The organism is Pleomorphovibrio marinus, assembly GCF_003347495.1.
Lineage (GTDB): Bacteria > Bacteroidota > Bacteroidia > Cytophagales > Cyclobacteriaceae > Pleomorphovibrio > Pleomorphovibrio marinus.
This window is the reverse complement of the sequence record NZ_QCXY01000007.1, coordinates 142,577-168,108: the sequence shown is the minus strand read 5'-3', so window position 1 is coordinate 168,108 and position 25,532 is coordinate 142,577. Positions and strand designations below refer to the sequence as shown.

The 25,532-nt window shown below is 44.0% G+C and carries 16 protein-coding genes and 1 tRNA gene; 13 read left to right on the top strand and 4 right to left on the bottom strand.

Translation table 11 applies throughout. The features are described 5' to 3' along the window. Positions 1–129: 129 nt before the first annotated feature. From DB520_RS17310 to DB520_RS17295, 4 genes are read left to right on the top strand one after another with little or no spacing between them, the layout of a single operon-like run. Positions 130–954 carry a DUF5675 family protein gene (locus DB520_RS17310; protein ID WP_114751028.1) on the top strand — a complete coding sequence of 275 codons (825 nt, stop codon included), beginning with the start codon at positions 130–132 and terminating at the stop codon, positions 952–954. Between the two features lie 37 nt (positions 955–991). Next, the gene (locus DB520_RS17305) at positions 992–2,803 is read left to right on the top strand and encodes an N-acetylmuramidase family protein (RefSeq protein ID WP_114751027.1); all 1,812 of its coding nucleotides are present in this window, start codon (positions 992–994) and stop codon (positions 2,801–2,803) included. Further along, the gene (locus tag DB520_RS17300) at positions 2,800–3,423 is read left to right on the top strand and encodes a DUF4230 domain-containing protein (protein WP_114751026.1); all 624 of its coding nucleotides are present in this window, start codon (positions 2,800–2,802) and stop codon (positions 3,421–3,423) included. The genes DB520_RS17305 and DB520_RS17300 overlap by 4 nt, the downstream gene beginning before the upstream one ends. Further along, positions 3,420–5,570 carry a hypothetical protein gene (locus tag DB520_RS17295; RefSeq protein WP_157972140.1) on the top strand — a complete coding sequence of 717 codons (2,151 nt, stop codon included), beginning with the start codon at positions 3,420–3,422 and terminating at the stop codon, positions 5,568–5,570. The genes DB520_RS17300 and DB520_RS17295 overlap by 4 nt, the downstream gene beginning before the upstream one ends. 188 nt (positions 5,571–5,758) lie before the next feature. On the opposite strand, the gene DB520_RS17290 is transcribed toward DB520_RS17295, so the two are convergent. Continuing rightward, positions 5,759–6,682 (bottom strand): hypothetical protein, encoded by a 924-nt coding sequence (locus DB520_RS17290; RefSeq protein ID WP_114751024.1) that lies wholly within the window; start codon positions 6,680–6,682, stop codon positions 5,759–5,761. Positions 6,683–6,835: 153 nt separating this feature from the next. Between DB520_RS17290 and DB520_RS17285 the strand changes: the two genes are divergently transcribed. The 7 genes from DB520_RS17285 to DB520_RS17255 all read left to right on the top strand — a co-directional run bounded on the left by DB520_RS17285 (position 6,836) and on the right by DB520_RS17255 (position 18,712). After that, positions 6,836–7,702 (top strand): 3-keto-disaccharide hydrolase, encoded by an 867-nt coding sequence (locus DB520_RS17285; RefSeq protein WP_114751023.1) that lies wholly within the window; start codon positions 6,836–6,838, stop codon positions 7,700–7,702. Between the two features lie 178 nt (positions 7,703–7,880). Continuing rightward, a complete protein-coding gene (locus DB520_RS17280; RefSeq protein WP_114751022.1) occupies positions 7,881–9,029 on the top strand; it encodes an FAD-dependent oxidoreductase in 1,149 nt (382 codons plus the stop codon). Between the two features lie 318 nt (positions 9,030–9,347). Continuing rightward, positions 9,348–12,662 carry a SusC/RagA family TonB-linked outer membrane protein gene (locus DB520_RS17275; RefSeq protein WP_232835033.1) on the top strand — a complete coding sequence of 1,105 codons (3,315 nt, stop codon included), beginning with the start codon at positions 9,348–9,350 and terminating at the stop codon, positions 12,660–12,662. 11 nt (positions 12,663–12,673) lie between these two features. Continuing rightward, entirely contained in the window at positions 12,674–14,122 is a 1,449-nt protein-coding gene (locus DB520_RS17270; protein WP_114751021.1) for a RagB/SusD family nutrient uptake outer membrane protein, read from the top strand. Positions 14,123–14,138: 16 nt separating this feature from the next. Then, positions 14,139–16,643: a zinc-dependent metalloprotease gene (locus DB520_RS17265; protein WP_114751020.1), complete on the top strand. Its 2,505-nt coding sequence runs from the start codon at positions 14,139–14,141 to the stop codon at positions 16,641–16,643. Between the two features lie 259 nt (positions 16,644–16,902). Then, positions 16,903–18,495 (top strand): amidohydrolase, encoded by a 1,593-nt coding sequence (locus DB520_RS17260; RefSeq protein WP_114751019.1) that lies wholly within the window; start codon positions 16,903–16,905, stop codon positions 18,493–18,495. A gap of 142 nt (positions 18,496–18,637) precedes the next feature. After that, a tRNA-Val gene (locus tag DB520_RS17255) sits at positions 18,638–18,712 on the top strand. A 14-nt stretch (positions 18,713–18,726) separates the two neighbouring features. Here the strand turns inward: DB520_RS17255 and DB520_RS17250 are convergent. The 3 genes from DB520_RS17250 to DB520_RS17240 all read right to left on the bottom strand — a co-directional run bounded on the left by DB520_RS17250 (position 18,727) and on the right by DB520_RS17240 (position 23,009). Beyond that, entirely contained in the window at positions 18,727–19,026 is a 300-nt protein-coding gene (locus DB520_RS17250) for a chaperone modulator CbpM (RefSeq protein ID WP_114751018.1), read from the bottom strand. After that, positions 19,023–19,946 (bottom strand): DnaJ C-terminal domain-containing protein, encoded by a 924-nt coding sequence (locus DB520_RS17245; RefSeq protein WP_114751017.1) that lies wholly within the window; start codon positions 19,944–19,946, stop codon positions 19,023–19,025. Before DB520_RS17245 ends, DB520_RS17250 begins: the two co-directional genes overlap by 4 nt. 108 nt (positions 19,947–20,054) lie before the next feature. Beyond that, a complete protein-coding gene (locus DB520_RS17240) occupies positions 20,055–23,009 on the bottom strand; it encodes an FAD-binding and (Fe-S)-binding domain-containing protein (protein WP_114751016.1) in 2,955 nt (984 codons plus the stop codon). A 73-nt stretch (positions 23,010–23,082) separates the two neighbouring features. Here DB520_RS17240 and DB520_RS17235 point away from each other — a divergent pair, with 73 nt between their 5' ends. Both DB520_RS17235 and DB520_RS17230 read left to right on the top strand, forming a co-directional pair. Further along, positions 23,083–24,057: a phosphotransferase gene (locus DB520_RS17235; RefSeq protein ID WP_114751015.1), complete on the top strand. Its 975-nt coding sequence runs from the start codon at positions 23,083–23,085 to the stop codon at positions 24,055–24,057. Next, positions 24,041–25,291 carry an ADP-ribosylglycohydrolase family protein gene (locus DB520_RS17230; protein WP_114751014.1) on the top strand — a complete coding sequence of 417 codons (1,251 nt, stop codon included), beginning with the start codon at positions 24,041–24,043 and terminating at the stop codon, positions 25,289–25,291. Before DB520_RS17235 ends, DB520_RS17230 begins: the two co-directional genes overlap by 17 nt. Positions 25,292–25,532 lie beyond the last annotated feature (241 nt).

Sequence of the window (25,532 nt, the reverse complement as noted above, 5' to 3'; positions counted from 1 at the left end):
TAATTCCCCTGGATATTTTTGATAATCCTCAATTAATAATTATCTTTTGATTAAATTATATAAGGCAGTATTTTATTTAATTATTTATCAGAAACTCCCTTCTTTAACCATACAAAAACCTCAAGTAACATGAACCGCTATTTGGTTTTATTTTTCTTGGTCATAGTAGTTGTATTGGCATTGGTTTTTTTTACAGAACCACAGCTTTTGGACAAAATATGGATGTGGTTAGTGGGTTTTATAGGATACATTATTCTTTTAATTGAAAAAGGGGCTGAAGGGTTAAAAGAATTGTTCACTAGCAGAAAGCCTGCTACAGAAAAAGAAAAACCAACAGACCCTGTACCAACTCCCACGCCCCAGCCCCCGGTCAACTGGGAAGAGAAAATTAAGAAAATTGAGGAAAGGTTAAAGGAAGAAAGACCATTGACCATTCCACTGTCAAAAAATTACGTTACCCTTCTCCGGTATAAGGACGATGGGCAAACTACTTTGGGCTTACTCTTTATACACAACCGATTTTTTGCCTATACTTTGGAGGATACCCACAGGGATGAAAAAAAGGATGGAAATACCAGGATTCCACAAGGAACCTACCCCCTGGAACTCAACCGTAATCTAACCGATCTTACTCAGAGGTACAGAAACATGTTCTCTTGGTTCGATTTTCATATAGAAATCAAGGAAATACCCAACTACAACTTGGTTTACATCCATATTGGCAATACCCACCAGGATACCAGGGGCTGTGTTTTAGTAGCAGATGGAATTACCGACTCCAGCACCCAAAGTATGATCACTTATTCCAGACTGGCTTTCGAACGACTCTACAAAACGCTTAGGCCTCTATTGAACGAAAACCAAGCACCTATTTCCATACAGATCCTTAATGAGGATTGGTTTGAAAAAGTTCATGTACTGTCTGAAAAAGAAATAGCAGTTCCATCTACCTAAAATAAATTGTCCCAGTAATCCAAACCATTTTTCCGTCATGGAAGCAAAAAGCAAAAAACCGAAAGATTCCCCACCGGATTCCATTGAAGCGAAGGAAACCCAAACCTTTTCGGCAGAGGAGGAAAAGGATAGAAATGAACAGATAGCTAAAGACCAAAAAGAAAAACAGCGGCAGAAATACCTATATGTAAAAATTGGCGGCATTCTGTTAGGAACATTGATTCTGTTGTTCGGATTGGTTCCCACTTTTGATAGTGCCAACAGGGGCTTTGGCGCAGCGGTGTTTTTATTGATTGCGGTGGCTTTGCTTTATACAGCCATCGCAAGACATGTAAGCCCTGTGGTCAAAACCAGGACCCCGAACAATAACCCCTCCCATCACGTTTTTTTTAAGGGCACGGTGGTGTTGACAGTATTGCTAACCATCATTGGTTTCCTAGGTTCTTTTTTTGTCTATTTGGAACACGGCAATGTCTTTCAGGCGGTAGGGTTAGCCACTTCGGTAATTTGGATTTCGGTTTTTTTGGTTTATTTCATGTGGTCGGTTTACCACTACAATATCAATTATGGTATTACGGATGAGGATTGGAACAGGATAGATGCCGCAAGGAAGAGGTATATCGCTGGGGAACCTGTTGAGGAGAGTGAACTCATTGCGCCAAAATACAACCCTTACCGCAGCCAGACTTTTGGGCTTCCTACAGGTACAGTTCGGGGCATGATAGCCTTTACCTTGTTACTAGGTGGTATGTCCCTGTTGATCACCAGTTTCGGTTCCTCCTATTCCGGGGGGGAACTGGCTCTGATCCGTCAACAGTTTGAATTTTTTGAAACTGCCTTTTTGATGATGATTGCCTTCTATTTTGGTGATCGGTCTCTCAAGTACCTCAAAGGAAGATGGACCGATCCCAATGCCAAGAAAGACACAGGGAGGGAAACCACTCTCCAAGGTAAAATACTCGGAGATTCCTCTCCCGGAAAGGTTGCGGAAATGGATAACCTAGAATTGAATCAAATTGACAGTGATGACCGATATTTCATGGAGGAAGACAAAGAGTTTAGGTTTGCCAATACACCCCTTTCCTTACCCGCCTCCTCCCCTGACGAAAGAAGAAAAATCCTTTCCCGTTCCGTAGAAAATCCGGTAGGAACAGCGGAAGGGGAAGGCTTTGTGCAAATCAATGATAACACCCACAGCAAGGTGTTAAGTGATATGGATATGAGGTTGGCTTTAGAGGAGTTAGCCGAAGAGGAAGGCCTCAGGTTGTCTTTGCCGGTAGTAAAAGCCGTTGTCACTGTGGAAACCGGAAACGGCCGTGGACATTTGAAGGACGGCAGGGCCAAAATACTATTTGAAGGCCACAAGTTTTGGAAATGGCTGGAAAAGGATAAACTAAACCCGGAAGATTACCTGATAGGAAACGAGGATATCCTTTATAAAAACTGGACCCGGGACCATTATAAAGGAGGAGCTGCCGAATATGAGCGGCTGGAAAAGGCCAAAATCATCAATCCAAAGGCAGCCATCTATTCCGCATCCTGGGGCCTTTTCCAGATTCTAGGGGAGAATATAGAGCATAATATAAAAGGCAGGGGCTACAAAAATGCCGCTGACTTTGAAGAAAAGCAGCAGTTATCCGAAAAGTACCATTTTTTGGATTTTTTGGAATTTATCAAAACAAAAGAAGTAAGGAAGAAAGCCCTAATCCATTACATCTCGGAAGAAAACAAAGGGAAATATGACTGGGAGGCCTTTGCATACGGATATAACGGGCCAAGTTATGCAGTCAACCGGTACCATGAAAAAATGCAGCAAGCCTACGAAAGGATAAAAAATGAAATGTCATGAGGAACAAGAGACTAATCCTTATTGCTTCAGTTGCTGGGTATCTGCTAGGCCTTTTTTCCTGCCATTCGGATGACAGGGCGATGGTGGTGGGTAAAATACAACAGGCCAGCGACCTGGTGACTTCGGAATTTACGGTGGATAAGGTAGTTTATGGGAAAAAGACCAAAAGGGTGTTTTTCATTCCCCTTAATGAAACTACCTTTTTGGCATATTCCCAAGCCAAGGTCAAAACGGGAATAAACCTCAGCAACATCTTGGAAGAGGATGTTGTCATTGAGGGGAAAAAAATCACCCTTCACCTTCCCCCGGTTGAAGTCGTTAATTTTTCCTATCCACCATCGAGCTTTGTGGAGGACACCCTAATCTCTAATACCAATAGGTTTTTGAATAATATATCCTTGCAGGATCAGGAGGATTTTTTTAGATCTGCCGAGTTGGATATTCGGGAAAGTCTTCAATACATGGGTATGGTAAAAACCAGCCAGGAGAATACCCGGAAACTGATTCAGACCCTTTTAAGCTCCTTTGGTTTTGATGAAATTTATATACATTTTAAAAGTGATAGTTTACGGATAAAAAAGGTAAACCTGGAAAATGACCCTGATAATGTGCAACGATGATACGTCAGTTCTTCCATAGCGCCAGATTTGTTTTGGACATCGTCCTTGTATTAGCAGCAATCTTACTTTTGTACTGGTGGAACCCGCTGGGGATTTTTGGAGGCAAATCCAAATTGCAACCTACTGCAAACCTCACCATGGAGATCAAAGAAATGGGCGAATTGATCACTGCCGAATATTATGGTGAGGTGATTGCTTCTTTGAGTGAAGCTAGGGTCAATGTGTTAGAGCAATCCATTATTAGAGATCAGGCGGATGCTTGCTATGGTGAAATTATGGAGTGCTTGAAATCCTTGAAAGAATTCGAATCCTTGGAAAGTAAAGAAAAAGAAGAACTAATTTCCGCAGAAACCAGGTTGACAGGAAGGATCAAAAGGAGGGTAATCAACCGGGAAGTAAGTGAACATACTATTTTGGAGAAATTGAACTTTCAAGAAGAGTGGGAGGATTATCTGCTTCTTCCTCTAAACCAAGAGGTTTTGGGGTTTCTTTTTACCAATTGGGGCCCAAACACGGGTGGAATAAAGATGGGGCTAAGCGATAGGGAGAAGGGGGATCTTTTGTTCAAATTATACAACGATATAAATTCCGCAGAATGGGATGTTGAGCGATTCATACAGTCCTATTTAAGCCTTCAACAGAGTGAGTTGCCAAATAGGGAAGCCCGGAAAAAACTGGCTATGGTGGGGAGAGGCAGTGTAAAAGCAGGCTTTGACTTAACCAGATTGGACGAAAACATGTACTACATCAACGATAAGGCAGGTGAACTTCATTTTTTTGGCCTTTCTCCCAAAATCCTTAATGCCGATATCAACCCTTGGTTTATACCCGAGCGCGGAGTCCCTGGATTTGACATACTCATGGCTGATAATGGTGTGAGTTTTAAAGACGCACAAAAAGTAAAGGAGTTTGCCATTCAAAAGCTCACTGTCAATGCCCAGAGAGCCGATATTTTGAAAAATGCCGAGGAATTCGGTGGGGAGACATTCAAGCATCTCTTTACCCTTATTACCGGAAAAGAAATCAAAAAAGTGGTTTTTCATCATGATAGGCTCATAGAACTCACCCAGCACATCACAAATGACCAATTCATAAACTATGAAGAGGCCAAGCTTTTTGAAGAATTGATCCAAAAGGAATTGAGAACCATTGATTCCCTAAAAATAAGCCGAGAAAACAGATCCAGCAATTTGCAGTTGGCCGAAACAAAATGGAACACCATTACCAAACTGACACAAGAGGTACGAAAATATCCCTTCGAGGAGCTGGACGGGAATTTCAATTATTTTTCTACCCTGTTTTATGAAATTCTTAGGGATTCTCTCATTGATGACACCGAGCAGGAAATACTAGAGGCCATTTTTAATGAACTGAAGAAAAATGAGTATCCTCCGGATTCACTTTTCGCCCTGTGGCAGGATAAGGATCCGGTTTGGGCCAAAAGTCAATTCAGCGAAGGAATGGGAAACCTGATTGCCGCCAAAATCCCTTTAGGAACAATGAAGGACACCCTTTTTCAAAATGGGTATCAGGATACAGCAGCGATCAATAATTTTATATCCACCCACTGGATCCTTCGCAATAATTCCATAAATGGTGACCGAAAAATCTTCTGGCTTGACACTTTGGAAGCCGAAAACAGTTTATTGCACCACACCTTGTTTCCCTTTCATTATAATCCGGAATCCTGGAAAAAATGGAATCAAGACCGAAACCTGGTTAGCAGCCATCCTGCACCTAAGGATACCATCAAAAAAGTGTCCCCCGCAGAAGGGAAACTATGGTTGTACCGCAAAGATAATCCAGAAAATTTGTATCAAATCAGCCTATCCTTTCGGGATTTATTTACCCCTTACTTTGCTGAAATGGCCCAAAAACAGGGCTTGGCATGCATCGGTGAAAATAAGTTCTGCCTTTTTCAGGAGACTTCCGATTTTCAAAGCATGAATACCAACCCACCACCATCCTTGGGAATGAATAACACCCAAAGTGAGGAAATGGATGAATACATTAACGAAATTTTAAAAAACCACCAGCTCAATCTGGAAAAAGGCCCAGTGAGTAGGGCGAACGCATGGGTTTTCCAAAAATTGGAGAACAAGGTTTCTTTCAACGAACGTCTTCAAAAGATCAAAAGCAAATTCTAGTCGACTTAGAAAGGCAATAGGAAATGTCCCTTAATGACTGCTAGAAAGACCCCGTACCCCTTTTTTTTGACCAGATACCGGAGGATTATTTAAAAAGTCCGTGAACGCTGTTTAGTCTAATATTATGCCCATACCTTTCCCTATACGTAGGAATTCTTAAGAAGGGTATTTCAAAATATGGATTTCTGTCAATAAATCACTTGATGATCGGATGCCCCTTCATTGAAAGGCAGGGCATCATCCCCCTTTAATCCAAGGTTGTTGTTGATTTGTTTGATCCAATGATCCACCCCATATTCTGATCCGGGAATAAATCCAGGTACCGTGATCACCTGGGCCAAAACACCTCCCAGTCCCCGGTGCATGACGCCTCTGGGAAGGTAAACCAAATCCCCTACATCTAGCTTGTATTCATCAAATAACGAATCCACCTGTTCTTTTTTCACAGCTTCCGGATTAGAAATCACGTCCACTTTTTCACTGGTGATTAATTTAGCACCAGGCATAACCATTTGCACAAGATAAAATTCCTCAAACCCTATTTCTTCGGGATGGTAATGGCTAAAGGAGTCCATAATCCTTACCCTGTGGGCATTAATAGCATGATAAACATAGTTTCCAACCTCTTTTTTCCATGTCAACAATATTCGTCTATAGGCATTTGTCTCTGTGGCACAGCCTCCGGGTTCATCGGTGATGTTCGGATCCCAATCCGGCCTGATGAAATTGGGAAGTTCTTCAGAAGGTTTTTCAGGAACGTCAAAAACCAAAAGGCTCAACAAACTGTCTACCTCCATCCTTTCCCCTTTTTTCAGAAGGACAATATCCCCAATGGCTACTTTACTGGATTTTTCTTTATTTCCTTTAACCAAAGCAGTACCGCCGCCTTCCTGCACAAATACCACTTGAGTGATATCTTTAGGATCTAAAGATTGGGTTTCAGCATGATAATGAAGGTCGTATCCAGGGTTTTTATCGATAAAATCCTGCCTGATTGCCTCAAGTCCACTTTCATCTCCTTGGCTCAATTTTGCTATTTTCACCAAATTTTGCTGGGTAAATCCGGAAAGGGATAACAAAAAGGATATCAGTATAAAAACACTTTGCTTCATAAGGTCTAATGCAGTAAATAGGTGAATAAGGTCTTGTCGTTGACCATACAATTTTACGCAATTTAATAAAAAATATGCTTTTTTTTAACCATTTTTGGGATATCTGTCCTTTTGGACATTACTTGATTCACAAGATCATCAATAACATACCCAATGAGAACTATCCCTATCGCTCTATTATTTTGTTTAATTTCCTGCTATTCCTGCCAAGCACCCAAGGAGACCAATTACCAATTGGATAAAGAAGGAATGGAATGGAGAAGCCTCTTTAATGGGGAGAATTTGGACGGGTGGAGGATCAAGATTTCTAAACACGAGTTGGATGAAAATTTTGGAAACACCTTCAGGGTGGAGGATAACCTTATGAAAGTCAGGTACGACGGATACGATGATTTCGACCAACAATATGGGCATATTTTCTTTGACGAGTCCTTTTCCCACTACTTGTTCAGGGTAACCTACAGGTTTGTTGGCGAACAAGCCCCTGGAGGAGAAGGATGGGCTTTCAGGAATTCAGGGGTTATGCTGCATGGTCAATCCCCTGAGAGTATGACCAAAGACCAGGACTTTCCCATCTCCATAGAGGGACAGCTATTGGGAGGGGACGGAGAAAACCCCAGGCCCACCAGTAACCTGTGCACTCCTGGGACACATGTGGAAATCGACGGAGAACTATTTACCCCCCACTGCCTCAATTCAAATTCCAAGACCTACCATGGGGATCAATGGGTAGCAGCCTACTTCTTGGTTCTCGGGGACTCTGTGGCACACCATATTCTAGAAGGAGACACTGTACTTAGTTATCAAAAACCCCAATATGGAGGGGGTAATGTATCCAATCACGATCCCTCCGCGAAAAAAGATGGAGAACTAATCCCTGAGGGGTATATTTCCCTGCAAAGCGAAAGTCACCCCATTGATTTCCAAAAAGTAGAAATCCTGGATTTACGCAAATATGCAGAAGATCCGGAAGCACTCCGTGCTGCATTGGAGAATATCGGGGAAAAGCTAAATGATTGACATCCCTTTAATTGCAACTAGTAATTCACTAATTGTGGCCTTTATTTAAAAATAGGGTGTATTTTTTTACTTATATTTTAGATTACAATATTTTATTCATTAATATTGGGTGATTTTTTAACCGAAAATTAACAAGCCCCAAAATGCAAAGCAATTAACCACTAACAACAAACTAATCATGAACCATCCAAGAAGGGGGTTTATTAAAAGTTTGGCAATGGCCACTGTGGGAACCAGCTTATTTGGGGCATGTGCCCCAAGCTATCCCAACAGTTCAGCCTATGTCAGCAACCCCAAGAAATTACCAAAAGTAAAGGTTTCCAAAGACAGAATCATCAAAGAAACGGTGGGGTTACGACCCTTTAGGCAAGGAGGGCCCCGTATTGAAAAGCAGGAACTCGGCTCAAAGACCATCGTCCACAACTACGGACATGGAGGGTCTGGGTGGTCCCTATCCTGGGGAACAGCTTTAATTGCCAGTGAATTGGTAGATGAGACCAAAACTACAAAAGTGGCAGTAATGGGCTGTGGAGTTGTGGGACTATCCACAGCGAGAACCTTGCAAAAAAAGGGGTACGAGGTCACTATCTTCACCAAAGACAGTTACCCAAACATCACCTCAGCCATGGCCACAGGAACCTGGTCACCCACATCAAGGCTGGTCAAGCCCGACAGAGTGACTCCGGAATTTGCAGCCATGTACCAAAAAGCATGTACCCACTCCTATAAAACTTTTCAGAGATTACTGGGACTCAACCACGTGGTGGATTGGATGGACAGCTACCGAATCAGTAATGGGGAAAGCAGGGCAAGCGATTATTCCAGCGAGCTAAAGGATAAACTGGTTACCCCTGAAGTAGACTTCTATCCCAAAGGGGAGCCCTTGAAAAGAAAGGAAAACCCCTTTAAATACTCCCATGTTAGTAAAAGCCCAACCACCATTTTTAATATCCCATCTTATCTGAAAATGCTTCAGGACGATTTTCTTCTAGCCGGAGGAAAAATTCGGATCAAAACCTTTCAAAAGCCTGAAGATGTAGATTCACTGCCTTTCCAGTGTGTAGTGAATTGTACGGGCCTTGGGGCACAAGATATATTTGGTGATGAGGAATTGATGCCCGTTTCGGGTCAGCTCTGCTTCCTGATCCCACAACCGGAACTCAACTACAGAGCCAATATGTCTGGAGTGTACTTTATACCAAGAAGAGATGGCATCATGCTCGGGGGAAATGGAATAGATGGAAACTGGGAAACTACTCCGGATCCGGAAGTAAGGGACAAGTACCTGACGGCTTTGGAAGAGATGATGAAGAACCTAAAAGGATGACCTAATATTTAAACCAACATTTAAAATATTCGACAAAATTAAGTGTACTTAAGTAATTTTTTTAACCTATTTATTTGAAAGTTGTTATAATTTTAAAAATAATGGGTTAAATTTATGGCATCAATAAATTGAAACGAATATTCAAAGACCTCGGTTCTACGGATCCCAGCCCCGAACCAAGCTTGTCTTAATTACCCTTGTATTATTCGTGAAATAACTGTGCTTATAGCGAATTAAAAAAAAAGAGAGATCCTGGATTAGGCCCCTCGGATCTCTCTGTATAGAACGTAATAGATTAAACTAAAACTTACCAAAGTTATGAAAAAAAAGTTACAAACCGCAGCAAAAGGGTTGCGAATGATAGGATTAGGAATATTTATCCTATCCTACCAGATCCCAAATGGGGAGCTCTATGCCTACCAACCGGGATTGGAGTCATTACCCTCAATTGAGCCGGAAAGTAACCTGGCAAGGAATGGAACAGCAAGCACTTTGGCTTCAGGATTATCTGTTCACCCACCCCTCACCTCCTACTCCAACGAACTAGAAGAAATCACCGGAACGGTGATAGACGGGGACTCTGGTGAGCCACTAATTGGGGCTTCTATCATGGTGGTAGGGTCAAATCAAGGTGTGGCCACCGATATAGATGGAAAATTCTCCTTAGATGTACCCTCTGGCACTAAAATCAGAATAAGTTACTTAGGCTTCAAACCCAGGGAGATTACAGTAGGCAACCAAACCGTACTTGACATCACCCTTGAGCCAGATAATACTATGGAGGAGGTACTTGTAGTCGGCTATGGTACCCAAACCAAAAGGGAGTTCACGGGTTCTGCTTCCTCTGTAGGAGGAGATAAGATAAAGGATCTTCCAGTTCAGAGTTTCGATCAAGGATTGGCAGGAAGGGCTGCTGGTGTGAATATTTCCCAACCAAACGGAGTATTGAACAATGCTCCCGTAATCCGGGTAAGGGGAATAAATTCCATCTCCCTGAGTTCTTATCCATTAATTGTAGTAGATGGTATACCCATTAACACAGGAAATGTATCCGGAAACGTACACGCAGCCAACAACCCATTGGCGGATATCAACCCTGCAGACATTGAATCCATTGACATCCTTAAAGATGCTGCCTCTACCTCCATCTATGGTTCTAGGGCTGCGGCCGGCGTTCTGCTTATCACCACAAAAAGAGGTGCTGAGGGCAGGGCAAAGGTAAATTACGAAGTTTGGGGAGGAGTGACCAATGCTGCTCGCCTACCGGATTTGCTCAATGCGGAACAATACATGATGATCAAAAATGAAGCGGTTAACAATGCCAAAATATTGGGGGGCAACGAGAGTGATGATGGAGTTCCCTCGGAGTTGTTTTTCCCTAGCTTTAATCCTGACGGAAGCCTTATAGATACGCAATGGTATGATTATATCTACAGATCCGGGACCTCTCAAAACCACAGCATCAATGTATCTGGGGGTACGGAAGACACCAAGTATTTCTTTTCCACAAACTATAGTATGCAAGAAGGCATGCTGCGGGGAAACTCATTTGAGAGAAAAGGGGCACGTTTTAATATAGACCACAAATTAACCGATTGGCTTAAGTTTACGGGAAACGTGAATTACAACAACACCATCAATAAAGCCGCATCAAGTGGATCTCTGCCCAATAACGCCTTCTTCTTGGTGGGAGCAGCAAGAATGGGATACATCACCGCGCCAAATGTCGCCCCCTACAATCCAGATGGCAGCTTTAATATAGGTTCCAATGGAAGAATGGGAATGGGAAATAATCAGGTGGTCAGTAATTTTTACAATCCTGTTCCCCTCGTAGAAATGGATAGGTACGATTCTGAAAACAACAGAATTATTTCAAACCTAACACTGACAGCTACCCCAGTGAAGGGACTGACAATTGGCACCACCTATTCCATAGACAACCTAAGGACAGACAACGAAACCTACAACAACCCTTTACATGGCCCTGGGTTTGCTCAAAACGGGCAAGCCATCAATATCACAGCCCAAAGAAACAACTGGAATTGGGTTTCTACCGTTGCCTATGAAACCTCCATACAGGATAAACATAATTTGTCCTTCCTAGCTGGTTCGGATATACAGAAATTTGACAACTCGGCATGGGGAGCTACAGTAACACAGGCTTCTGACGATTTCTTTAACCAATGGCAAGGAAATTATGGCAACATCACCCCTACAGGTGCCTTTATCGATGAGTTTTCCTTCGTTTCTCAATTTGGAAGGATAAGTTATGATTTGGACAAAAAATATTTTCTGACCATGAACATAAGAAGGGATGGAAACTCCGCTCTTGGAGCCGACAGAAAGTATGGCGTTTTCGGAGGTGCATCTGCGGGTTGGGAGCTATCCAGCGAGGATTTCTACATTAATTCCACCATTTCCAATTTTATGAACACCGTGAAGTTACGGGGTAGTTGGGGTGTAGTCGGAAATGGTAACTTGAATAACGCCTTTGCCTCTTTGGTCTTGTTTGAGGCTTCCTTATATGGAAATGCCCCTACCTGGGGTTTTGGACAAGCAGGAAATCCCAACTTGGGATGGGAAACCAGTGAACAGACAAACATTGGAGCGGATATAGGTTTTATGAATGACCGGTTTCAGCTGGACGTAACCTATTTCAACAATAATGTAAATGGGTTGATATTGGCAGTACCACAGGCTCCTTCGAAGGGAATACCTGGAGGCTCTATTCTCAGCAACGTGGGAGCCATGGTCAACGAAGGGATTGAATTCGCTTTGACGGCCAACTTGGTCAATAAGCCCAATCTCCAATGGTCCACCACCCTCAACTATACCAATATGCAGAACACGGTAACGGATTTGCCAGGTGGTGATATCATTGGTACCACGCAGTCAGCAGCAGAAACCACCAACATCACAAGAGAGGGTCATTCCGTAGGAAGTATTTTTGGTGCCATTACGGATGGGGTTAACCCTGAAAACGGGCAAAGAATATTCATCAATAGAGATGGTGAAAGTGTACAGTATAGCCACGTGGCCGCACCTGGCCAAAGTAGATGGACCTATCTGGACGGTTCATCGGCACCTGCTATTACTTCCTCAGACTTTGGTTTAATAGGAAATGCGCTTCCCAGATGGTATGGAGGGATAGACCAAAACCTGACATTTGGAAATTTTGATGTTAACATGCTGTTTACCTATTCCGGTGGCAACTATGTAATGAATGGAACCAGAGGTACCTGGCTAGACCAACGATTTTGGAATAACTCCGTGGATGTTTTGAACCGATGGACTGAACCCGGTCAAGTTACAGATGTGCCAAGGGTTGTGTTTGGTGATTTACTATCTAACGGATCTTCTTGGCCCATCTCCGCAAATGCAGAGCGTGCAGATTTCATTAGGCTGCAAACCGCATCTATTGGATATAGGCTTCCTGCCAGTATTTTGAGTAAATTGAAATTGACATCTGTGAGAGTTTATTCCCAAGTGTTTAATGCGTTTGTTCTTACTCGATATTCAGGAACTGACCCTGAAATATCTGTAAACGGAAATTCCAACACCTCACCAGGGGTAGAAAAAAACTCGGTGCCTCAGGGCAGGACTTTTACATTAGGTTTAAACATCAGCTTCTAACTTAGATAAAGATGAAATATTTATATAATAAAACATTGCTGTACATAGTAAGCCTTGGATTATTGCTGAGTGCTTGTATGGAGGACGAATTATTATTCCCTGTTCCTCAAACCGATTTGACAGTAGCCAATATATTTGATACCCCTGACAGAATCGAGGGGTTGGTAAACGGTCTTTATAATGGACTTAAGCAAGACTACTTCTACGGAGGCAGATATGTAATGTACGGGGACTTCAGGGGAGAAGATTTTATCAACAACACCAACAACATCTTTACCGGATATGATGCCTGGAGCCACAATTTAAATTCCAGCTCAAACGAAGTGGAATTTGTATGGAGAGATGCCTATCTTACCATCAATCAAACCAACTTCTTTATCGATAACATGGACGACAACCGGGGAGTAATTACGGATGCCTTGGCAGATCAATATATTGCAGAAGCAAAATTTGTAAGGGCACTGTGTTATTTTAGTATGGTGACCTACTATGCAAGGCCCTATGTGGAAAACCAAGGGGCTTCTCCTGGACTTCCGCTCCGTTTAAGGTCGGAGGATGATGATACTGGCAACGATTTAGCCAGGAGCTCAGTAGCCGAGGTATATGCTCAAATCCTGCAGGATTTAAACGAAGCCGAAGCCGCCTTGCCAGAAACCCACGGTGGTTCTTTGTTGAATACCACCCGAGCCCATCGAAATACGGCAATTGCCCTTAAAACCAGGGTGTATTTGAACATGGGTGACTATGCAAATGTAATTCAGGAGGCCCAGAAAATCGTGAGCCCTCAAGCCCCCTTTATGGCAGCTTCAGGGGTTTTACATACCTTGAACAGGGATGTGGTTGAAATATTCAGGGACAACTTCACCACTACAGAATCCATCTTTTCTATGCCTATGACAGAGCTAAGTAGTGCTACGGGCCAGAACAGTTTGGGTTTCACCTACAATGTGAGTGAAGAATACTATATGAACCCCAACGGAATATTTGGTCATCCAGAATGGAGGTCCGAGGATGCAAGGAGAGTCATGTATAGGGAATCCGATGGGGTTCATTATTTGATGAAATATTCTCGTGGTGCTCCTTTTCTGGATTTTGTCCCTGTGATTCGTTATGCGGAAGTTTTGCTGAACTATGCTGAGGCATTGGCCAAAACGGGAAATGATTTGCCTTTATCTTTGGCACTTTTGGAAGAAGTAAGACATCGTTCAGATCCTGATTATTCCTTTCCTGCGGAAGCGGTAGGCACCCCAGAGCAGCTTGTTGAAACTATTTGGCTGGAAAGAAGGATGGAATTAATTGGAGAAGGATTCAGGTCCTACGACCTTTTGAGAAACCTGTTGACAATTCCGGCCAAGGGAAGTAGCAGTCTTACCGCACCTGCTATATCCCCATCACAGGAAGAATATGTGTTTCCTTTGCCCAATCTTGAGATCATTACCAACAATTTATTACTCAATTGAAAAACCTACCAAGAATATGATAAAAACAATCAGTAACTTGATTTGTGGTTTAATCTTGCTGATGACCTTCCCCCTTGTTTCGGGGGAAGGTAATTTTTCGGTGAAAGCCCAAAAAGCACCTGAAATTAATTCCTTCACCAATGGCATGGAAAAGATGCCTGGATTTATCCCCCTCTATTGGGATGGAAACAAAGGAAAACTCTATCTGGAAATCGAACAACTGGACCAAGAGCTCTTGTACTATCCTTCTTTAGCGGCCGGTCTCGGCTCCAACGACATTGGATTGGACAGAGGCAGAGTATTGCCCTCTCATGTGGTGGAATTCAAGCGCTCCGGTAATAAGGTACTGATGATAGAACCCAATTTGGACTACAGGGCACTCACCGATAATGAAATGGAGAAAAAGGCAGTGGAGGAATCCTTCGCAAGGTCTGTACATTGGGGATTTGATATCGTCGCCGTTTCAGGGGATAAGGTTCTTGTGGACGGTACTCCGTTTTTTCTTCAGGATGCCGTTAACGCCGCAGGGGCCATCAGCCGGACCCGTCAGGGGAATTTTAAAATTGATCCCTCCCGTTGTGCCCTTTATTTGCCCAGAACCAAGAATTTCCCTAAAAACACGGAGGTAGAGGCCACTATTACGTTGACAGGAGACCAACCCGGGAATTACCTTCGGGATGTCACCCCTACCCCAACTATCGTAAGCCTGCGGATGCACCACTCTTTTGTGGAATTGCCGGATGACAATTACACACCAAGGGGTTTTGACCCAAGAGCCGGGATCAATGCCATCAGCTTTTTCGATTATGCCTCACCGGTAAACCAACCCATTACAAAACGCTATATCCGAAGACACCGTCTGGAAAAGGTTAATCCGGGTCCAGAGCCAAGCGAGGTCAAGGAACCCATTGTATATTATATAGACCCGGGCACACCGGAGCCGATTCGTACAGCATTAATGGACGGCACTAAATGGTGGGCGGAGGCCTTCGAAGAGGCAGGTTTTAAAAATGCCTTTAGGGTGGAATTGCTGCCCGAGGATGCTGACCCCATGGATATTCGGTATCACTTGGTACAGTGGGTGCATAGGTCCACTCGTGGTTGGTCCTATGGAGGAGGTGTCACCGATCCCAGAACCGGGGAGATTATCAAAGGAAAAGTAACTTTGGGCTCATTGCGGGTGAGACAAGACTATTTGTTGGCCCAGGGACTTGTAGGGGAATACGAACTTGAAGGCGAAGAAAACCCAGCCATGATGGAGCTGGCTCTGGCTAGGATGCGTCAACTTGCCGCCCATGAGGTAGGACATACTTTGGGGTTACCGCACAACTACATCGCCTCCACATATGGAAGGGCATCTGTCATGGATTACCCCCACCCCACAGTACATTTTGATGAAAATGGAGAGATAGACATTTCCGATTCCTATGCAGAGGGAATTGGAGAATGGGATAAAGTTTCCATAAAGATTGCCTATGGCACTTATCCGGAGGACATGGATGAAATGGAAGCCATAGATCAACTGGTGAAGGATTATCAAAGCAGGGGTATGACTTTTCTGGCCGACCAAGATGCCCGACCTCCGGGGAGTGCACATCCCCAAACCCACCTGTGGGACAATGGGGAAGATGCGGTAGAAGAACTTCACCATACGCTGAAAATCAGGGAGAAAGTTCTCGCTGATTTCTCAGATAAAAAAATTCCCAAAGGCACCCCTATGGCCAATTTGGAGGAGGTCTTGGTGCCCATGTACATGTATCACAGGTACCAAGTAGAAGCAGCTGCAAAAGTTTTGGCCGGGGCATCCTACACCTATATGGTAAGGGGAGAAAGTGGCAAACCCATTGAACCAGTATCTTCCGAGGCCCAACAAAAAGCATTAGAGGCTTTACTTCTTACTTTGGATCCAGCGCAACTTAAAGTCCCTACCAACATACTCACTTTGATACCACCTCGGTCATTTCAGGACCAAGGCAATCCCAGGGAGTTATTCAACAGAAAAACGGGGATTTTATTTGACCCCTTGGCACCTGCCGAGATTGCCGCGCATCATACCTTAACCCTCTTGCTTCATCCTGAACGTGCCTCCCGATTGGTGACACAACATGCCCTAGAAAGTAGTTTGCCAGGTTTGGATGGGGTTATTGATGCCCTTCTGGAAACTACCTGGAAAAAAACAACCCCCACAGGCTATGAAGGTGAGGTAAAAAGAACCGTTGACAAATTAGTGATACAACACCTGGTAAACCTCTCTACGGACCAAAGTGCTGCCACTCAAGCAAGGGCCATTGCAATGATGAAGTTGAATGATCTTTCCGACTGGATGGGGAGCCAGCAACCGGAAAATGTCTATCAAAAGGCTCACCTTCATTACTCCAAAAGCATGCTGGACGGTTTCGCGAAAAGTCCCGATAAACAACTTGATCTACTTACCCCAATACCAGCTCCTTCTGGTGCTCCTATTGGTACTACCCTCCAACATTGGTTAGAACCTATTTGCACCCATGACCATTCAGAATAGTTGCAATAATAAGATGAAATCGAGCCTGCCTAGATGGCAGTCAGGCATGACGCGAGAGACACACGGGGGGATGATAATAGATTGCGAAATTCCCCCGAAACAAGTTCCCCGAAGCGAGTTCGGGGCAGGCAGGGGCAGGCTATATGACCGCTGAAAAGAAATTATAAACATATGAAATGCCCATGAGAAAGTATTCTCACACAGGGGGATGATTAATCTGGGCATTCCATCTGACCGCTGAAAAACAAATTATAAACAGATGAAAAGAATTGGTAGGTTCCTTCTGCTCTGTATTCCCCTTTGCTTTACAGGGGTAATTCCTGGTATTTGCCAAGAATCCTTATCGGAGAGCAAAAAGCTCCTGGTAGATGAGGTCGAAAAACACGAGAAATTGATTCAACAAATGGTGGACAAGGTCTTTAGTTTTTCCGAACTGGGGTTTCAGGAGTATGAGACATCAGATTACCTAACTGAAATCCTTGCTTCTCATGGCTTTGAGATCGAAAGGGGAATTGCGGGAATCCCTACGGCTTGGACCGCAAAATGGGGAAGTGGGAAACCCTTTATCGCCGTAGGTTCAGACATTGACGGCCTCCCTAACACCAACCAAACCCCGGGTGTAGCGTATTTCAAACCCCTAGTGGAAGGTGCCCCCGGACATGGAGAGGGGCATAATTCGGGAGTACCCTTAAGTATTGCATCTGCCTTGGCAGTGAAAGCCATTATGGAAAAGGAAAACCTCCCAGGTACATTGATGCTATGGGCAGGGATAGCAGAGGAGCAGCTGGCCGGTAAGGCTTTTTTGGTACGGTCTGGCATATTTAAGGAAGCGGATGCCTGTCTCTTTTCCCACGTGAGCAGCAATTTTGGGGTTTCTTGGGGGGATTCTGGAAATACGGGATTGATCTCGGCAAGGTTTGATTTCAAGGGTCAAACGGCCCATGGGGCAAGTGCCTGGAAAGGTAGAAGTGCCCTGGATGGTGTGGAATTAATGAATATCGGTTGGAACTTCCACCGTGAACATGTGGAACCCACCCATCGGTCTCATTATGTGATCATGGAAGGGGGAGACCAACCCAACGTGGTACCAGGTACAGCGACCGTTTGGTACTTTCTCAGGGAAAGGACTTATCCCAAAATCCTGCAACTTTTTGAAGATGCAAAACGCATCGCTGAAGGTGCCGCAAAAATGTCCAATACAGAAGTGAGCCACCAAATTATGGGGTCCTCCTGGCCAGGCCATTTTAACAAGGCCCTTGCGGAAACCATGTATGCAAACATATCACTTATCGGCTTACCCGATTGGACGGAGGAAGATCAACAATTAGCAAAGGCAGTACAAAAAAACATCAATCCGGAAAAAGGAGATGATCAATCGGGCTTGCCTACAGAGGTGCCCGACCTACGTGGCCCAGTGGAATTTTCCATAGGAGGGGGTTCTGACGATATTGGGGATGTTTCTTGGAACCTGCCCACTGTGGTGCTCCGGTATCCCGCAAATATGCCAGATTTGCCGGGGCATCATTGGACAAATGCCGTTGCCATGGCCACCCCTATAGCCCATAAAGGCGTACTTGCAGGGGCCAAAGTTAAGGCCTTGACCATCTATGATCTTCTTACACAATCGGAAATATTAAAGGAGGCATGGGAATATTTTGAACAGGTCCAGACTAAGGACATTTCCTATCAACCATTTATGAGTGAGGAGGTCCAACCTCCTATTTATTTAAATGAAGAAATCATGAATAAGTACAGACCCAAACTGGAACCCCTGTATTACGACCCCGAAAGCTATGATTCCTATTTGGAACAGCTTAACGTGGATTATCCTGTACTTACACCAGAAAACTAGCAGATGCCATTAAAGAAATCTAGGGTATTTTTTCACCTATCAATAAGTTGGAAGTAAAAAGAGGGAGTAGTTTACTCCCTCCTTTTTTTATGGGGTATTTGGTCAATTGAATAAGAAAACATAATATTGCAAAAGGTGATTTAGGTCGTTAGCTCAGTTGGTTCAGAGCGCTGCCTTGACAGGGCAGAGGTCACCAGTTCGAGCCTGGTACGACCTACAATTTTTTATTCCCTATTTTGCCAATTGCTGCCAATACATAATTTCCAATTCAGCCTTCTTTAGTCTGGTCTGAAGTTGCTCAATTTTATCCAAAAGATGCTGGATCGCCTCCAGCCCCTCCGTGTTTATGCCAATATCATAATGAAGCCGGCTTAAACGTTCCAAATGCCCAATTTCGTAGGAAGGGATAAAGAAATTATCCTCCTCTTCCACCAATTCCACCAGTCCAAACTCTGATAGGCGCTTCACGAATGAGATTTCTACCCGGCAGTGGCGGCAAAAGAAATCCAATGCAATTAGTTCCTCTTTCATGTCGCATGTTTTATTTTGGCCAACTCCTGAAACAAAGCTTTTTCCTTTTCTGACAGGGATTCCGGAATCCTTACCTGATAGGTCAAAAACAAGTCTCCAAATACATCTTTTTCCTTATATACAGGAAATCCTTTTCCTTTAAGTTTCACTTTTTCCCCGTTCTGCGTACCGGGTTTCACCTTTAATTTAACCTTGCCATCTAAGGTGTCCACAGTGATATCCCCACCTAAAACAGCGGTATACAAATCTATGGGCACATCCTTGAAGATGTTTTTCCCAACCCTTTTGAAAGATCCATCCGGAATAAGTTGAAAGGTAAGGTACAGGTCTCCATTCGGGCCTCCATGAACACCGGGCTGGCCATATCCTTTGATCTTTATGGTCTGACCATCTTCGATACCAGCATGAACGGTAATACGTATCTTTTTTCCACCTATGTCCAAGGTTCTCTTGTGTGTGGTATAAGCTTCCCGTATAGGCAATTGGAAACTTGCTTTTACATCCTGGCCTTTGAACCTGACACCTGACCCTTGGTTGTCGCCATAAGCACCTCCAAAAAGATGTTCAAAAAAATCCGAGAAACCCGAGCTTCCGAAATCCTCGGAAAATCCACCATATCCACCGGGCTCTTGACTTCCAAAGCCTGAAAATCCACCCCTTCCGCTGGATGCACCCGCCTGTTCAAAGGCATCGGCATGCTTCCAGTCCTTACCATATTTATCGTACTTTTTTCTTTTCTCCGGATCGGAAAGTACCTCGTGAGCTTCATTGATTTCTTGAAACCTACGTTGCGCATTAGCGTCATCCGGGTTTAGATCGGGATGATATTTCCTTGCCAGCTTTCGATAGGCCTTTTTAATCTCATCCGTACTAGCTCCTTTAGAAAGCTCTAATACTTTATAGTAGTCAATAAACTCCATAGGTTACATTTAATTCAAATTCCCTACCTCTATTAATAAGCCGAACCTATCTTCTAGGTTACAAGCTTTATTATAGCAAGCTAGTCAAAAAAGGTACCAATGACTTTCTTATGCCAGTTCAGCAGCATCAAACAGAATTTCAATTGGGTGCTTCGCAACCTTTCCCGTACCATCTGCTATTTGATGCCTGCAACTGGTTCCGGGTGCGGCCACAATTACGGCCTCATCTGCCTCCCTTACCTTTGGAAACAACACCATCTCCCCCACCTGCATGCTCAGGGCGTAATGTTCCTTTTCATAGCCAAAAGAACCCGCCATGCCACAACAACCGGATGGGATTACCTCTACCTGGTAATGTTTTGGAATTTCGAGAATCTTTTTACTGTAACTTACTGATGATAAGGCCTTTTGATGGCAATGCCCATGGAGAAGCACCTGTTTTTCAGCAGTATGAAATTGAGAAGCACTAATATTTCCAGCGATAAATTCCTTGGCCAAAAATTCATCCACCATTTCGGCATACACTTTTAGCTTTTTGGCATCCCCCCTTAGGTCAGTATCCACCATCCGGGGATATTCGTCCCGGAAGCTAAATATAGCAGAAGGTTCTATACCCAATAGCGGGGAGTCGGCATTGACCAATTCCCTAAAAACCCGTACGTTCTCATTGGCTGCCTTTTTGGCATATTCCAACAAGCCCTTTGAGATAGCTCCCCTCCCACTTTCGGGATGTTCCACTACCTTGACCTCATAGCCAAGATGCCTAAGCAGTTTAATTGCCTTAATACCTATAGTCGTATCATTATGATTGGTGAATTCGTCGACAAAGAGATAAACCGATTTCTTAACTGGAGTTTCTCCTGTCAATTTGGCATAATTCTTTTTGTACCAACTGCGCAAAGTTTCGGGAGCTAATTTGGGAAGGGTTCTTTGCGGGGCCACTCCCAGGCTTTTCTTCAGCAGAGTACCTGTTAATTTGTTTCCCAGAAAGAAATTGCTGAATCCCGGAAGTATAGCACCTAGGTTATTCAGCTGATTGATATAGGCAAAGGCCTTGGCCCTAAGCGGAACACCATGCGTTTTGTAATATTGGTATTGAAATTCGGCTTTCATCGTGGACATATCCACATTGGAAGGACATTCCGAAGTACATCCCTTGCAGGAAAGACAAAGATCCATGACCTCCTTGATTTCCTCATGGTCAAAGGGGTTGGGCTTGGTGTCTTTGGTCAAAAACTCCCTGAGGGTATTTGCCCTGGCACGGGTGGTTTCCTTTTCATTCCTGGTAGCCTGAAAGCTAGGACACATAGTGCCTCCACCAGAATTCGGCAATTTTCTGCAATCCCCACTTCCATTGCACTTCTCCGCCATCCTTAGTATACCCCCAACTGCACTAAAGTCCATTAAGGTATCCTGGCTGGGCGTCTCCATGTCCGGCACATAGCGTAGGCTGGTGTTCATAGGGGGTGCATCCACGATTTTTCCCGGATTGAAGATAGCATTCGGGTCCCAGGTTTGTTTAATCCGCTTAAAGAGGGCATAATTTTCCTCCCCTACCATTAGCGGAATAAAAGCAGCCCTTACCCTTCCATCTCCATGTTCCCCACTCAGGGACCCATTGTATTTTTTCACCAACTTTGCACTTGCTTCACTGATTTGGTAGAAGCGTTCCACATCATCCGATTTTTTTAGATCCAGAATTGGCCTTAGGTGGATTTCTCCGGCTCCAGCATGTGCATAGTAGACAGGCTGCTGACCAAACCCTTTCATGATTTCTGCAAATTCATCGATATAATCGGCAAGGTCCTCTATGTCCACGGCGGTATCCTCAATACAAGCCACGGCCTTAGTGTCTCCCGGGATATTGGCCAGAAGCCCCAAACCTGCACTTCTTAGTTCCCAGGCACTTTTAGTCCTTTCAGGCCCTATTACTGGATAGGCATACCCCAGCCCGGCATCTTTAAGCGCTTTAATAAATTTCTCTGCCTGTACAGAAGCAGCAGGTAGGTTTTCATCCCGAAACTCCACCATCAAAATGGCCTTGGGATCCCCTTCCACAAAATCCCTGTTTTTGCTTTGCTCCACATTTTCTTTGGTACAGTCCAGGATAATCTTATCCATCAGTTCCACAGCAGCAGGGGAATGTTTCATGGCCACCTGCGCGGCTTTCATACTTTGATGGATACTTTCAAAATGTGCAGCCACTACCACATCAAAGGGTGCAGGCAAGGGATCTAAATGGAGTTTTATTTCGGTAATAATGGCCAGCGTACCCTCGGAACCGCAAATCAGCTTGCAAAAGTCAAAAGGTTGCTCGGAGTCCCCAAAAAGGGAGGAGTTCAACAGGTAATCCACCGCATATCCCGTATTCCTTCTATGGATACTTGGTTTGGGGAAGTTCTTCTCGATTTGTTCCTTCATCCCTGGGAGGGACAACTCTTCCCTGATATGTCTGTATAGTTTTCCCTCCAGGGTCTGGAGTTTACATTTTTCCGCAAACTCCTGCTCGCTTAAAGCCCTCACTTCTATCTCAGAACCGTCGCTAAGGATGAGTTGCAGGGAAAGGGTATGCTCCCGGGTGCTGCCATAAACGATGGAAGTAGTACCGCAACTGTTGTTGCCTACCATTCCCCCGATCATGGCCCTGGAGGCCGTGCTGGTGATGGGGCTAAAGAAATAGCCATGTGGTCTGAGGAAGTGGTTCAGTTCATTGCGGACCACTCCCGGTTGCACACTTACCCAAGCCTCCTCCTTATTGAATGTTACAATTTTATTGAGGTATTTGGATACATCCACCACTATTCCATCCCCCACACATTGGCCAGCCAGTGAGGTCCCGGCAGTCCTGGGGATCAAAGAGGTGTTATGGGTATTGGCGAATGCAATCAGTTTTTTGATATCCTCCTTGTCTTTGGGAAGGGCTACAGCCAAGGGCAGGGATCTATATACGGAAGCATCTGTGGCATAAAGTGTCCTCATCAGGTGGTCATAATGAAGGTCTCCATAAAGTTGGCTACTTAGGTCCTTCAAGAAAGGCTTGAGATCTATTGTTTTTTCGCTCATGTCCCAAAATTATAACAGATGCATATAGGATTAAATATTTCGTGAAATAAATTTCTTGTTCTAAATTTGAACTATGGTGGATATTACATTACCCCTGGATCAAAAACAGGAATCCTTTTTAAGAAAAGAATTGAAGTGTCTGCATCCAGAAGAGAAAATCCTAAGGTACGAAAAAGCGGGTGAGGGCAATATGAACCAGGTGATTCGCCTAAAAACGGACAGGCAGTCCCTTATTCTCAAACAGTCAAGACCCTATGTCAACAAATATCCACAGGTACCGGCACCTTTGGAAAGGATATCGGTAGAAAAAGCCTTCTATGAAAAGATAAGCTCCAATGAAATTTTGGGTGCTTACACAGTTTCCCATGTAGACTATTTACCCACGCATTATCTCTTGGTACTTGAGGATTTGGGGGAGGCGCGTGATTTTTCCAGCATCTATTCGGACCCTTCTGTACTTCAAAGCGATACCCTAAGCTCATTGGTTTCTTTTTTAAAAAACCTGCATGGGCTTTCAGAAGTAGTCTTTCCGGATAACTACAGCATGAAATTACTAAATCATGAACATATTTTTATATTCCCATATAGAGAGGATAACGATTTTGACCTGAACCAAATCCAAGAAGGATTAGGGGAGCTTGCTGAGCCTTTTAAAAAAGACCAAAAACTTGTGAATAAAATTGCCTTGGTTGGGCAAAGGTATTTAAAGCAGGGCAAGGCCTTATTGCATGGGGACTTTTACCCGGGAAGTTGGTTGGATAAACAGGGAAATGTAAGGGTGATAGACATGGAGTTTGCTTTCAAGGGGGATCCGGAATTTGATTTAGGGGTGATGCTGGCTCATCTTAAAATGGCAAGATACCCTGAGGAAATCCTAGAAAGGGAAATTTACCGCTATGGGACTTGCGATACCTCCTTGCTATTGGCCTTTTGTGGCGTTGAAATCTTAAGGAGGCTTTTCGGTTTAGCCCAGTTACCTTTGCACTTGGAGTTGAAAGAAAAAGAAAAAATAGCCAAAGAAGCTGCTCAATATGTACTCGAATTGTAAGTTACTTATTACATACCTTGCCCTAACACTAATCCTTTTTTCATGTAAGACCGACAAGGAGTTGGAGGAAAGTATTACGGATAAGCCCCTCTCCCGGGTAGACCTTACGGAAGCAGAGTTGTATGACAAGGTGTTGGGGATGATGGTGGGGAGTGCCATAGGAGATGCTATGGGAACCCCCACAGAAATGTGGACAAGGGAAGAAATTTGGATGGAATATGGATGGGTAAGCAAACTGGATTCCATGGTCCGGGAGAAGAGCCCGGAAGGCATATGGGAGGCCAATCTCCCAGCTGGAGGAACCACCGATGATACCCGCTGGAAGGTGCTGATCATGGAATATTTAAGCCAGCAAAATGGGAACACACTCAATGAATCTAAATGGGTGAGAAAGATATATGAGCAATACCAAAACGACCTTAGCCGGTTCAAGCAACTTAATCCTGAACAACCGGAGGATTTCGAAGCGCAGCAATTAAGGGTGCTATGGCTGCAGGAATGGGCCAAGGTTTCCAAACCCTTTTTGGATAATGACCTTCAAAAATATGCGGGTGCCTTGAACAAGTTTTATGGGGGAGAAATGGTATGTGGGGGATTACTATACGGACCTGCCATAGGATTGTTTTTTCCTCAAGACCCTGAAAAGGCTTATAAAGAGGCTTTTAAGCTAAGCATTTTTGATATCGGGTATGCCAAAGACCTTAGTGCCTTAAGTGCAGCTATGGTTTCTGTGGCCATGCAGAGAGACCTTGATCCACAGCACATGTTGGAAGTTATTCGTTCAACAGATCCCGAAGGCTATTTTGATAGCAGGCTGGTGGGTAGAGTGGCTTATCGGATCCTCCGGCAGGCACTGTCCATTTCCCAGCAAGCCAAGCAGGAAAAAAACGAAGATGTCCCTTTTGGAAAAGAGGATCCCAGCGTAAAAAAAGCATTTGAACTGTTGGATGAGCAGCAACAGGATATGCCTTTCCATGCGGGGGAAATTTTTCTTCAGGTACTGACTGCCATGCTATTTACTGATTTTGACTTTGAGCAAAGTATGCAGTTTTTGGTGAATTACGGAAGGGACAACGATACAACGGCTTCCTTGGCAGGTGCAATACTTGGTACTTATTATGGGTTTGAGAGACTTCCAGATCACTTGAAATATAAGTGCCTAGATACCAATAAGGAGATGTTAGGAATAGACATGGAGGCCTTGTCAAAACACTTTGTCAAGAATTGGAGATAAAACTTTTAGAAATCAAAGTTCATTTACTTTTTTGTACATTTCTTTATTACTGTAGAGGTGTTGAATCACAAAATGAATATATTCGGCTCAGCAATGGATATGCCATGAAATCGAGCCTGCCTGGACGGCAGTCAGGCATGACGAGCACGTCACACACTGGGATGATTATAGACTGCGAGATTCCCCCGAAACGAGTTCCCCGAAGCGAGTTCGGGGCAGGCAGGGGCAGGCTATATGACCG

Bases quoted from the DNA above. Each gene is read 5' to 3' on its own strand.
- DB520_RS17310 (WP_114751028.1), top strand. From the start codon at position 130: ATGAACCGCTATTTGGTTTTATTTTTCTTGGTCATAGTAGTTGTATTG.
- DB520_RS17305 (WP_114751027.1), top strand. From the start codon at position 992: ATGGAAGCAAAAAGCAAAAAACCGAAAGATTCCCCACCGGATTCCATT.
- DB520_RS17300 (WP_114751026.1), top strand. From the start codon at position 2,800: ATGAGGAACAAGAGACTAATCCTTATTGCTTCAGTTGCTGGGTATCTG.
- DB520_RS17295 (WP_157972140.1), top strand. From the start codon at position 3,420: ATGATACGTCAGTTCTTCCATAGCGCCAGATTTGTTTTGGACATCGTC.
- DB520_RS17290 (WP_114751024.1), bottom strand. From the start codon at position 6,682: ATGAAGCAAAGTGTTTTTATACTGATATCCTTTTTGTTATCCCTTTCC.
- DB520_RS17285 (WP_114751023.1), top strand. From the start codon at position 6,836: ATGAGAACTATCCCTATCGCTCTATTATTTTGTTTAATTTCCTGCTAT.
- DB520_RS17280 (WP_114751022.1), top strand. From the start codon at position 7,881: ATGAACCATCCAAGAAGGGGGTTTATTAAAAGTTTGGCAATGGCCACT.
- DB520_RS17275 (WP_232835033.1), top strand. From the start codon at position 9,348: ATGAAAAAAAAGTTACAAACCGCAGCAAAAGGGTTGCGAATGATAGGA.
- DB520_RS17270 (WP_114751021.1), top strand. From the start codon at position 12,674: ATGAAATATTTATATAATAAAACATTGCTGTACATAGTAAGCCTTGGA.
- DB520_RS17265 (WP_114751020.1), top strand. From the start codon at position 14,139: ATGATAAAAACAATCAGTAACTTGATTTGTGGTTTAATCTTGCTGATG.
- DB520_RS17260 (WP_114751019.1), top strand. From the start codon at position 16,903: ATGAAAAGAATTGGTAGGTTCCTTCTGCTCTGTATTCCCCTTTGCTTT.
- DB520_RS17250 (WP_114751018.1), bottom strand. From the start codon at position 19,026: ATGAAAGAGGAACTAATTGCATTGGATTTCTTTTGCCGCCACTGCCGG.
- DB520_RS17245 (WP_114751017.1), bottom strand. From the start codon at position 19,946: ATGGAGTTTATTGACTACTATAAAGTATTAGAGCTTTCTAAAGGAGCT.
- DB520_RS17240 (WP_114751016.1), bottom strand. From the start codon at position 23,009: ATGAGCGAAAAAACAATAGATCTCAAGCCTTTCTTGAAGGACCTAAGT.
- DB520_RS17235 (WP_114751015.1), top strand. From the start codon at position 23,083: ATGGTGGATATTACATTACCCCTGGATCAAAAACAGGAATCCTTTTTA.
- DB520_RS17230 (WP_114751014.1), top strand. From the start codon at position 24,041: ATGTACTCGAATTGTAAGTTACTTATTACATACCTTGCCCTAACACTA.